This is a genomic window from Candidatus Acidulodesulfobacterium acidiphilum, assembly GCA_008534395.1.
Lineage (GTDB): Bacteria > SZUA-79 > SZUA-79 > Acidulodesulfobacterales > Acidulodesulfobacteraceae > Acidulodesulfobacterium_A > Acidulodesulfobacterium_A acidiphilum.
This window is the reverse complement of sequence record SHMQ01000005.1, coordinates 101,312-112,850: the sequence shown is the minus strand read 5'-3', so window position 1 is coordinate 112,850 and position 11,539 is coordinate 101,312. Positions and strand designations below refer to the sequence as shown.

Annotated in this window: 11 protein-coding genes; all 11 read left to right on the top strand. The window is 36.8% G+C overall.

Features of this window, described 5'->3' with window-relative positions; translation table 11 throughout:
* Positions 1-216: 216 nt before the first annotated feature.
* The 11 genes from EVJ48_03285 to EVJ48_03235 all read left to right on the top strand — a co-directional run bounded on the left by EVJ48_03285 (position 217) and on the right by EVJ48_03235 (position 11,535).
* Positions 217-1,224, top strand: coding sequence for a hypothetical protein (locus EVJ48_03285; GenBank protein ID RZV39957.1), 1,008 nt, complete (start codon positions 217-219; stop codon positions 1,222-1,224).
* 307 nt (positions 1,225-1,531) lie between these two features.
* Complete coding sequence (locus tag EVJ48_03280) at positions 1,532-1,753, top strand: hypothetical protein (GenBank protein ID RZV39956.1); 222 nt, start codon at positions 1,532-1,534, stop codon at positions 1,751-1,753.
* 199 nt (positions 1,754-1,952) lie between these two features.
* Entirely contained in the window at positions 1,953-2,591 is a 639-nt protein-coding gene (locus EVJ48_03275) for a hypothetical protein (protein RZV39955.1), read from the top strand.
* A gap of 11 nt (positions 2,592-2,602) precedes the next feature.
* Positions 2,603-3,946, top strand: a complete 1,344-nt coding sequence (locus tag EVJ48_03270; GenBank protein RZV39954.1) for a S41 family peptidase — start codon at positions 2,603-2,605, stop codon at positions 3,944-3,946.
* Entirely contained in the window at positions 3,947-4,786 is an 840-nt protein-coding gene (pyrF, locus tag EVJ48_03265) for an orotidine-5'-phosphate decarboxylase (protein RZV39953.1), read from the top strand.
* A complete protein-coding gene (rlmB, locus tag EVJ48_03260; protein ID RZV39952.1) occupies positions 4,783-5,547 on the top strand; it encodes a 23S rRNA (guanosine(2251)-2'-O)-methyltransferase RlmB in 765 nt (254 codons plus the stop codon). The genes pyrF and rlmB overlap by 4 nt, the downstream gene beginning before the upstream one ends.
* 144 nt (positions 5,548-5,691) lie before the next feature.
* Entirely contained in the window at positions 5,692-5,895 is a 204-nt protein-coding gene (locus EVJ48_03255) for a cold-shock protein (protein RZV39951.1), read from the top strand.
* Positions 5,896-6,088: 193 nt separating this feature from the next.
* Positions 6,089-7,930, top strand: coding sequence for a translational GTPase TypA (gene typA, locus EVJ48_03250; GenBank protein ID RZV39950.1), 1,842 nt, complete (start codon positions 6,089-6,091; stop codon positions 7,928-7,930).
* Between the two features lie 102 nt (positions 7,931-8,032).
* Complete coding sequence (locus EVJ48_03245; protein RZV39949.1) at positions 8,033-8,860, top strand: carbon-nitrogen hydrolase family protein; 828 nt, start codon at positions 8,033-8,035, stop codon at positions 8,858-8,860.
* 6 nt (positions 8,861-8,866) lie between these two features.
* Positions 8,867-9,448, top strand: coding sequence for a ribosomal-protein-alanine N-acetyltransferase (rimI, locus tag EVJ48_03240; protein ID RZV39948.1), 582 nt, complete (start codon positions 8,867-8,869; stop codon positions 9,446-9,448).
* The gene (locus EVJ48_03235) at positions 9,427-11,535 is read left to right on the top strand and encodes a dihydroorotate dehydrogenase (GenBank protein ID RZV39947.1); all 2,109 of its coding nucleotides are present in this window, start codon (positions 9,427-9,429) and stop codon (positions 11,533-11,535) included. Before rimI ends, EVJ48_03235 begins: the two co-directional genes overlap by 22 nt.
* Positions 11,536-11,539 lie beyond the last annotated feature (4 nt).

Sequence of the window (11,539 nt, the reverse complement as noted above, 5' to 3'; positions counted from 1 at the left end):
GGCAAAGGGGGTGATGAAGGTTGATTGCGATTATTAATAAAACGTATTAAAAGCAAAATAATAATACAAAGATATTATGACAAATTAAAAGTTAAATTCAATAGACAAATTAAAAGTTGACAACATACCAAAAATAATTCATTGACAGAGTAAACATTTTATGATAAATATTAATTTATCATTTTATTAACATTTTAAAAAAATGGAGGAAAAGTAATGAAAAAGGTTATGAAGTTCTTTAAGTTAAAACTTTTGTTTTCATTGGTTTTTGCGTTTCTATCGGTTTTTTTAATTGCCAACAGCGTGTTTGCAGCTGATTACGGGGTGTTTACCAATGTTGCCGTAAATGTTCCCGGAAGCATTTCTTCCGTAACGCAAAAAGTAGAAAGCGCTTTGAACGCGCATAATTGGACGGTTATTGGCAAATTTAACACATCGGTTCCGTCCGGCGACACTTATCATTCAACAGTTATAGTCGCAACCAATAATGTTTACGACAAATATATGGTGGATAACGGGAAATATCCTCTTGGAGCTTTTGGATTGCCTTTAAGATTAGCCGTTTATACTACGCCAAATCAGGGAATCGTCGTGAGTATGGTAAATTTGCCTGCGCTTGCAAGGACTTTTTCAGGTAATTCTTATGTAGCTTATGCATTAGAAATAAATAACTATTTAAAAGGCATAATAAGAAAAGCGATAGGCGGAACTCCTTCAAACACTCAGTATGGACCTATGAGAACAGGAAGATTTCCAGGTGGAATAGGCGGAGGCTCATTCCCTGGAAGCGTCGACCAGATATCCAACTATTCCGGAAGCACCGATTCGAATTTGCGTGGAGTAGCCGATTTAGTTTTAAAGGGTATAGGGCGTAATAAAGGCAAATGGCATTTGGTTTACAAGATAGAAAAGCCTTCAATAGGATTTATAGAAATAGGCGTCACTAGAAATTCAACGGAAAGACATTCAATAGAAATAGACAGCAGTGCAAGGGCTACTTCATCATATAAGTTTCCAGGCATCGACCACAGTTCTGCTTATCCTATTGAAATACTTATATACAGAGCAGGAAATTATACCGATGTTTCTATACTAGGAGAAATGTGGAGAATGAAATATTATTTTGCAGACGCTGGTATGATGGCTTTTATGACCCATATGGGTATGCCTAGTTCCATTCAAGGATCTCTAAAGCAGATGATTTTATACGGACTTGCATATTAAAAATACGGCACAGTCCGGTAAGTCTGTCGTGCATCTGTAATTTTAAAGCCGGGGCTATTTTCGGAAGAAATGTGCATCATAGAAAAGAAAAGACCGAATATATTTTTAATTTATTAAACTCTTGTTAAATCTATAACGGAGGGCTCAAAGGCTTTTGCCGCGAGCCCTTTTTGTTTAACAGTTTTAATCTTGATATAAAATTTCATTCTTTAAAATAAATAAATTAACCGCTATTTGCAATAAAAATTTTTCTTGACAAAATTCTTCACTAAAAATAGAATAAAAATGTTAAAGGAGGTGATAAAATTTGAAAAAGCTTACAGTATTAGTTTTGGGAGTGTTTTTAGTCATATCGACTTTTGCATTTTCGGGTTGCGCAAAGAAAGCAGCGGCTCCGGCAAAACCTGCAAAACCTGCAGCAGTTAAAAAAGCGGCAAAACCGGCTAAAAAAACAGCTGCAAAAACCGCAAAAAAAGCGGCAAAACCGGCTAAAAAAACAGCTGCAAAAACCGCAAAAGCAAAAAGCTAAGGCTAAAGATTTAAATTCGTCCAGCTATCATTTCAATGCGTTATTAAATGAAAATGGTGGCTGGATTTTATTTTTATAAATGAAGAAAATTATTATTAATAATAAACTATTGTTTTTTTTTGCGATATTTCTATCGGTATCGCTTTCCTATTATTGCCGCAATAGCTTCGCCGCACATAAGCCAAATATAAACACGCGTTTGAAATACAGCTCCGTAATTAAACGCCTTACATTTTATAAAAAAGAATTATCCTTAATATCTTCTAAAATATCGCGCAGCGATTCTGCCGTAAGCAATCTGAAAAAAAAGATTAAGAATGATGAAAAGCAAATAAAAAAAATAAAAAAGAAAATAAAAAAATACGGACTGCTGATAGAGGATTTAACCGAAAAAATTTTTATTATCAACAAAGAGTATAAGTTAGACGGAATAACGCCGTTTAAAAACGAAAGCAATGCCTATATAATAAATTATCAGTTAAAAAATTTACTAAAAAAAGAAGAAACAAAACTCTTAAAACTCGTCAGGCGAAAAAATAAATTTTTAAGATTAAAAAAATATTTAAAAAACGAACAAAACAGTCTTATTGCCGACGTTAACGGCGTAAAACGCTCTAAAAAAAGGTTCAAACAATTGATAGCAGGTTTAAATATATATATAAAGTCGTTAAAAATGAAAAAAGATAAAAATTATAACGGTTACCAATCTAAAAAACCCGGAAATAATAGCAGAGACAATAAAAAGAATAGACTTTTAAAACGTAAAGTTATAAAATTGATTAAGAATTTAAAAAATAAATCCCGCAATAGCGGTGTAATATTCCAAATAATAAAATAAAGAGGTGAAGCATGTCCAACATAAAATACCGCTTAATATTTTTGTTTTCGGCATTATTTATTTTATCTATATCCTCCGTAAATTGCGTAAAAGTTTATGCCGCAGCAAAGACCGAACATAAAGCCGCCGTTAAAAAATTTAATTCAAATACCGTTAAAAATTTAAGGCTGTTTTCAAAAGTTTACGCGTTGATAAAAAACGACTATATAAAAAAAGAGCCGTCGAAAAAACTTATATTTGGAGCGGTGGAAGGCATGATATCTACTCTTGACCCCCACACCTATTTTCTAACTCCCAGCGAATTCAGGCAGATGAAATCAGAAACGTCCGGCGAATTTATAGGCATAGGCGTAAAAATATCTACCAGAAAAGGATACGTCGTTATTATTTCGCCGATAGACGGTTCTCCCGCCGCAAACGCAGGAATAAAAGCAGGCGACGTCATAGAAAAAATTAACGGTATTTCAACGTATCGCATGAATATTATGGAAGCAGTTAAGCTTTTGCACGGAAAAGCAGGGACTTCCGTTACGCTTTTAATAAACAGAAAGGGATTTAAAAAACCGAAAACATTCGTATTGACTAGAGAAAAAATATTGCTTAAAAGCGTAACCTATATGATTCTTCCGCATCACATAGCGTATGTCAGAATTTCAAGTTTTCAGGAGCATACTAATTCGCAGCTTTTGAAGGCTTTGAAGATTATAAGCGCTAAAGAACACGGCATTCAAGGACTTATACTGGATCTCAGGAACAATCCCGGAGGATTGTTGAATCAAGCGGTAAAGGTATGCAGCGATTTTATAAAAAGTGGAGTTATAGTTTATACAAAAGGCAGAATAAAGTCTCAAGACGTAAAATATTATGCATTGGGTAAACATATACAGCCTAATTATCCTATAGTCGTTCTTGTAAATGCCGGAACGGCAAGCGCGGCCGAGATTACGGCGGGCAGCTTACAAGTTCATAAACGCGCAATAATAGTAGGCACTAAAACTTTCGGCAAAGGTTCGGTTCAGACGATATTTACTCTGCCAGACGATACCGGCATGGGGCTTACGACGGCTTTTTATTTTCTTCCAAACGGGGTATCCGTTCAAGATACCGGCGTAATACCTAATTTTTACGTTCACAGCTCTAAAGATTTCATATTCGTAAAACCTTTGAGAAAACTAAGGGAAGTCGACTTAATGCATCATTTTAAAAATCCGGAAAACAAAAATATAGCAAACAGGGATAAAGATAAATATAAAACCTTTAACGTTTATTTCAAAAAGGATAATCAATTCAGGTTTGCATACGAGCTGTTAAAGAGCTGGAACGTTATTAAGAATACCGGCACTAAATTAAATTAAATGAAGAATTCCGTAAATTTCAACGATAAAATAATAATTGCTTTAGATTACGGCGATTTAAAACCGGTAAAAAATTTATTAGATAAACTTGAAGGAAGAGCTTTTTTTTATAAAGTCGGATTCGAACTCTTTACTTCTTGCGGAGAAAAAAGCGTTAAATTTATCAAGGAACGCGGATGTAAAGTTTTTTTAGACCTTAAATACCACGATATTCCGAATACCGTTTATAAAGCAGTAAAAGCGGCGGGTAGATTAGGCGCAGATATAATAAACGTGCATGCTTCCGGTGGAACGGAAATGATGTCCGCCGCAAAAAAAGCGGCAGACGAAGCATCGGAAGATGCAGGCAGGCATATAGATATTATAGCGGTTACGGTTTTGACCAGCCTTTCGGACGGCGATATAAATCGGATTTTTTACGATTATAATAAGGATTATGAAGAAGTTATGCAAGGAAAAGGCAATGAATGCAGAGTTAGCAAAAACAGCGCATCTTCCGCTTTAGCAATTCATTTAGCCATGCTGGCTAAAATTTCAAAACTGGACGGCGTAGTGTGTTCCGGTCACGAATCGTCAAATATAAAAAAAACGTTCGGGAACGATTTCAAAACCTTAACGCCCGGCATAAGAACGAAAACCGGAAGCGGTAATAAAATAACGAACTGCGCTAATAATTCCAAAGACGACCAGAAAAGAGTAATGACGCCTTCCGAGGCTTTTAACGCCGGAGCCGATTATATAGTAATAGGCAGAGAAATAACCGGAGCTGCGGATCCCGCCTATGCTTTCGATAAAATTTATGCCGATATAAAAAACAACGTCAAGACGCAAAAAATATGAAATTAATAGTTTACGGCGTAAATACGGTCAGGGAAGCAATTCTTTCGGGCAGTATTAAAAAAGGCGGCAGCGTTTATATAACTGAAAAAAAATACAAAAGCGGCATAGCGGATAAAAGCTTTATTAATATCGCAAAAGATAAAAATATAAATATTTATTCAAAAAAAGATGCCTCTTTTCTGCAAGAGTTCGGCAAGGAAGCTTTCATAAAGGGCATAGCCGCCGTTGCCGAATATACCGAATCGGATTATGAAAATTTATTAAATAAATCCGAACAAAATACAGGCAAACCGTTTTATCTAATTTTGGACGAAATAACCGACCCTCAGAATCTCGGCTCGATAATAAGAACTGCAAACGGAGCAGGAGTATCCGGAATTATAATACCTAAGGCAAATTCCGTCGGTATAACTTCTTCGGCGGCTTATGTTTCTCAGGGAGCCTTATTTTATGTCGCCGTGGTCCGCGTCGTGAATATTTCCAGAACTATAGCGGATTTAAAAAAGAGAGGCATATGGGTAGCCGGACTTTCGGGGGATGCGGAAGATACTGTATACGATATGGATTTTAACCTGCCCTTAGCATTAGTCGTAGGTTCCGAAGGAAGCGGTTTAAGGCGTCTTACTGCCGAAAACTGCGACAGGATTTTAAAAATTCCGATGGAACGAGGCGTTAATTCCCTTAACGCATCCGTAAGTTTTGCGGTTGCCGCATATGAAGTCGTACGTCAAAGGAAATACGGAGTTAAAAACAGCAGTTAAAAAAATAGCTTGACATTATTTATGCAGTAGTTTAAACTTTGTATTACGGTTATTTTATCTAGTTGTTTAGATAAAAGCCGATATTATTAATTTACAAGCCGTCGTTATTTAAACAGCGGCTTAAGATTCAAGGAGAAGTTAAGTATGAGGTACCAAGGGAAAGTGAAGTGGTTTAACGACAGTAAAGGTTTTGGTTTTATCGAACAGGAAAATGGACCTGATGTTTTCGTTCATTATTCTGCAATTTCGCAGGACGGTTTTAAAACCTTAACGGAAGGACAGAAAGTAGAGTTCGAAATCACCAACGGTGCAAAAGGACCGCAGGCTGTCAACGTAACCAAGGGTTAATCCTTAGTTTATCGTTTTAAGCGGAGTATGCGCGCCACTTGCATTAAAAATAATATAATTAAAAAATAATAAAAATTATAATATATATAAGTTAGCAAGCGAATAAAAGCATACCGTTTTAAAATCATTTACCCCAGTAAATAAATTAAATTTATTGGGGTATTTTTATTTAAAAAAATCGGAGGATAAATAATTGAATTTTCAAGAAAAAATTAGAAATATAGCCGTAGTTGCCCACGTCGATCACGGTAAAACGACTCTTATCGACAAAATGTTAAAGGAAAGTATAAGCAAAAGAGACTTCGAGGCTCTTTCCGAAAGGGCGATGGACAGCGACGAATTAGAAAAAGAAAGAGGAATAACTATTTTATCGAAATGCACCGGCATTAAATATAAAGATTACAGAATAAACATAGTAGATACTCCCGGCCACGGAGATTTCGGCAGTGAAGTAGAAAGAGTGCTTGCAATGGTGGACGGAGTTCTGCTTTTAGTAGACGCTTTCGACGGACCTATGCCGCAGACCAGATTTATTCTTAAAAAATGCTTTGAATACAACCTTCACGTACTTCTTGTCATTAATAAAATAGACAGACCCGGAGCGAGACCGGAAGAAGTACTGGAAATGGTTTACGATCTTTTTTTGGAACTCGGCGGGGAAAACGTAAATTTAGATTTTCCGGTAATTTATGCTTCCGCAAAAGAAGGTTACGCTATTAAAGATTTAAAAGTTCAAGGAGAGGAAAGGTTTAAAGACAAGCTTAATCCACTTTTCGATGCAATAATAGATTTTATACCTCATCCGCCCATACTTAATAAACCGGAACTTGAATTTTTAGTCACGAGCATAGGCCACGACGATTTTCTCGGAGCTACGGCTATCGGCATAGTTAAGGCCGGAAAACTTAAAGTAAACGATTCGGTTTATCTTTATAATGCCAAGGATGAATTGATAAAAACAAAACCTAACAAGATTTTTCTTTTCGACGGATTAAAAAGAACGGAAACCGATGAAATTAACGAGGGCGACATTGCTTTAGTAGCAGGTTTGACCGGCGTAAATGCCGGAGATTATATAGTTAACGACAAACCGATAGCGCCTTTGCAGAGAATAAAAATAGACGAACCTGTAATACTCGTTAACTTCATAGTAAACAAAAGCCCTTTTTGCGGAAAAGAGGGAAAATTGGTAACTACGAGGCAGTTAAGGGAAAGGCTGTTTAAGGAAGTCTCTAACAACGTCGGATTAAAAGTCGTCGAAACAGGAGACGAAACGGTATTCGACGTTTACGGCAGAGGTCTTCTTCATCTTTCTATTTTAATCGAAAAAATGAGAAGAGAAGGTTTTGAGTTTGCCGTTTCTAAACCTAAAGGCGTAATAAAAGAGATAGACGGAAAGAAAATGGAGCCGTACGAGCTTTTGTATATCACGGTAAAAGACGAATTTACCGGCGGAGTGCTCGAAAGGCTTTCATCCATGAAAGGCAATCTTCTCGATATGACTAAGGACGATAACGGCAATACCTACCTTGAGTTTGTAATACCTTCAAGAAGCATAATGGGATTTCATAATGAATTTCTCACTATGACTAAAGGTACCGGCACGATGAACCATAATTTTTATAAGTTCGACGAATATGCTTTCGATATTTCCCCCAGGAAAAACGGAGTAATGATTTCCATGGAAAACGGAGAAGCCAACTCTTACGGTTTATATAATCTACAGGACAGAGGAAGCCTTTTCGTTTCTCCGCAGGACGAAGTTTATGAAGGGATGATAATAGGAATACATTCCAAGCCCGGAGATATAACGGTAAATCCCTGCAAGAAAAAACAGCTTACAAATATGAGGTCGAAGGCATCCGACGAAATGATAACGCTTACTCCGCCTATAAGGCTGTCGATAGAATATGCCTTAGAATTCATAGAAGACGACGAACTTGTAGAGTTTACGCCTAAATCTATACGCCTTAGAAAAAAAATATTAACGGAGAACGACAGAAAAAAAGAATCCAGAGGACTTCTTAAGGCTTGACGGCAGATTGTAAATATATTAAATAATATATACAATATATAATATTATATATTGTATATATTTTGTAATTTTTATAATTATTTAAAATTTAGAATCGGGCATATGAGAATTAAAATTTGCGGCGTACAGATGTCTCCTTCTGCGGATATACATTCATCCGCATTGAAAGCTATAGATTTTTTGGCTATGGCGGCAAAAAATAAAGCCGGCATAGTCTGCTTTCCAGAGCTTTTTTTAATGAACTGGTTTCTGCAGAATAATTCTCCCGACAATATGGACGCGCATTATAAAACAGCCGAAGATTTAAACGGAAAAACTATAAGTTTGTTCAGAGAGCAGGCAAAAAGATTTAATATAGTAACAATAGTTCCTTTTTTTGAAAAATTAGAAAACAAATATTACAACAGTTCCGCCGTTATCGACGAAGAAGGCGGAATTGTCGGCGTTTATCGCAAGATTCACCTTCCGGAATTAGAATATTATAAAGAAAAGTCTTATTTTTCAAGCGGCGACGAAATTCCGGTTTTTAAAACTAAATACGGCAATATTGGGATACAGATGGGCTGGGATAATTTTTACCCGGAATCTTCAAGGATTTTAGCGCTTAAAGGAGCGGATATTATTTTTGCGCCGACGGCATCCGCTTTTAATACTAACGGCAAATGGTTTTTGTCTATTTCTGCCTCGGCTTTTCTTAACGGTTTGTATATCTTAAGGGTTAACAGGGTAGGAAGGGATAAGCCTTTAGATTTTTATGGAAAGTCTTTTTGTGTCTCGCCCGACGGAAGTATAATAAACGACTTTGCCGGAATAAATGAATGCGCCGTTATTTATAATATCGATACCGATGAAGTCAAATCGGCAAGAAAAAACTGGCCGTTTATGGAAAACCGAAATAAAATGGCGTATAAAGATATTATTAATTATTAGAAGCACGTGAAAATAAATTTTTTAGATTTGAAAGAGTTAAAACGGTCTTCTTCTGCAAATAACGATGAGAACGATATTCTAGCCGAATATCTCATCGGTAGGATGTTCGATATACATATGCAGTCTTCTCAGACCATATGGAACAGAACAATGTTTGACGAAGAATTAAAACGCGAAGGTTCGGGTTTTTTAATATGTTATTCCGATTCCGGCTCTGCGGACGGCGGCGATAAGCGTCTTGCTTTAAAAAAATTCACCGAAAAAGATATTGAACCCGCCTTAAAAATAGGATTACAATCATTAATCGTCGGTTTTTTTATTTATTATAACGTTATAGACGAAATGCATATACTCGATATCACGGTTTCCAAAGAAATGCAGTCTAAAGGCATAGGCTCTCTGATGTTAAGCAGGGTAATAAAAAAAAATTCGGAAGCCGGAATAAAACATTTCTTTCTTGAAGTCAGAACCTCAAACATTGCCGCAATTAATTTATATAAAAAATTCGGGTTTAAGATATTTATGTTAAGAAAAAACTATTATGAAGACGACGGAGAAGATGCTTTATGCATGGTAAAAGAATCGTAAGCGAAAAATGTCTCGTTACCGTAAATAGAAAAATAAAAGATACCGAAGGCACTTATATTTTAAGAATAAAAAACGATTTTATCGCGGCAAATTTTAAACCGGGGCAGTTTGTTATGGTTAAAATTAACCCCGACGGACTGAATCCTCTTTTGAGCAGGCCTTTTTCGATATTCAATAAATTTAACGATTCGGAATTTGAAATTTTATACAGAGTTTTCGGAAAAGGCACGGAGATATTGAGCAATATTAAGGAAGGAACTTATTTAGACGTTACGGGTCCTTTGGGAAACGGATTTAGTTTAAATAAAAAAAACAAAAACGCGGGTATTAACGTTCTTATTGCAGGAGGTATAGGTATAGCGCCTTTGAATACTATTCCGCTTTTTTTAGGAGAATCGTTATCTGCAGACGCTCAATCTACGGTGCAGGACGAGGAATCGGTAAATTCCGAAAATTCAGTAAATTATGTTAAAACCGTTTTATACTACGGAGCTAAAAAAGCCGAAGAACTTTATTTCAGGCACAGCATTCATGCTATGTTCGACGAAGTTTACTTTGCTACCGACGACGGCTCTTTCGGCTACAAAGGCAGTATCGTAGATCTGCTTTACGAAAATATAGACGTTTATAAAAATTTAGAAAATACGTCTTTTTATGCCTGCGGACCTAAACCTATGCTTAATTCGCTAATTTCCAGATTATATACGGACGGACTTTCCGGAAAACTGCAGGTATCGCTTGAAGAAAGTTTCGGATGCGGTATAGGCGTATGTTTAGGATGCGTAGTTAAAACTAAACCCGATAATAATGCCGGCAATATATCCAAATCTTCCGTTAATAAAAACTTAAATGAAGATATATCCGAAACCGATAATATTAAAGATAACATATCGGAACCCCCTGTATGTGACGGCATAAACGACGGCGCAAATTCCGGCGTCAGCGGCAAAAGCGTTGAATTTCAGTATAAAAGAGTATGTAAGGACGGCCCCGTTTTTTACGCCTCCGAAATTTTCATTTCCGAAAACGAAAATCCATCAAGTTCTATAAACAAAGCGGGAAAAACGGGTAAAGGCCGCGAAACCGCCGCAGAGCAGTCTTCGATAGTTGAACGAAGCAACGCTTCCGCATATTCATCGCTCAAAGACGGCGTTAAAATTGTTTCTCCCGATATTTCGGTAAAACTCGGAAACCTAAAATTAGACTATCCCGTTATGCCTGCTTCAGGTACGTTCGGATATGGAGAAGAATTCTTTGAAATAATAGAATATAATAATTTCGGAGCGCTTGTTACCAAAGGAATATCCCTCAGTCCTTCTAAAGGGAACGAAATGCCCAGAATTTGCGAAACTTCATGCGGCATGATTAATTCGATAGGGCTTCAGAACGTCGGATACGATAAATTTATAGAAGCTAAAATGCCTTTTTTAAAAACTTTAAATAAACCGGTAATAGTTAATTTTTACGGGAGCAGTATAGAAGAATACGCAGAGCTCGCAAAAAAATTGGGGGAAACGGAAGGTATTAGCGCTATAGAAGCAAACATCTCATGCCCGAATATAAAAGAAGGCGGCAGGTCTTTCGGTTCCGATCCGGAAGTAGTATATGAACTCGTTTCTTCCGTCAAGGAAAGTACCGGCGGAAAAATTCCTTTAATAGTAAAGTTGACCCCTATGGTAAACGATATATCTTTTATAGCCGAAGTTTGCGAAAAAGCCGGAGCAGATATTATTTCTTTGATAAATACCTTGCCTGCGGCTAGCATAGACATAAAAACCAAAAAATTCAAACTTAGCAGGGGTTACGGAGGCCTTTCCGGAGCGGCCGTTAAACCCGTCGCCATTAAGCTTGTCGGCGACGTTTATAATGCCGTAAGAATCCCCGTTATAGGAATGGGCGGCATAAGTTCGTGGCAGGATGCGGTTGAATTTTTTCTCGCCGGAGCTACCGCCGTAGCCGTGGGAACTTACTCTTTCGTAAATCCAAAAATAATACCGGAAATTTCCGCCGGATTAAAAAATTATTTGGCGGAAAACGGATTTGACGATATTTATCAAATTATAGGATTAGCGCACGACAGGCGCTAAATTT

Coding starts and splice junctions, on each gene's coding strand:
- EVJ48_03285 (RZV39957.1), top strand. CDS start 217: ATGAAAAAGGTTATGAAGTTCTTTAAGTTAAAACTTTTGTTTTCATTG.
- EVJ48_03270 (RZV39954.1), top strand. CDS start 2,603: ATGTCCAACATAAAATACCGCTTAATATTTTTGTTTTCGGCATTATTT.
- pyrF (RZV39953.1), top strand. CDS start 3,947: ATGAAGAATTCCGTAAATTTCAACGATAAAATAATAATTGCTTTAGAT.
- rlmB (RZV39952.1), top strand. CDS start 4,783: ATGAAATTAATAGTTTACGGCGTAAATACGGTCAGGGAAGCAATTCTT.
- EVJ48_03255 (RZV39951.1), top strand. CDS start 5,692: ATGAGGTACCAAGGGAAAGTGAAGTGGTTTAACGACAGTAAAGGTTTT.
- EVJ48_03245 (RZV39949.1), top strand. CDS start 8,033: ATGAGAATTAAAATTTGCGGCGTACAGATGTCTCCTTCTGCGGATATA.
- EVJ48_03235 (RZV39947.1), top strand. CDS start 9,427: ATGCATGGTAAAAGAATCGTAAGCGAAAAATGTCTCGTTACCGTAAAT.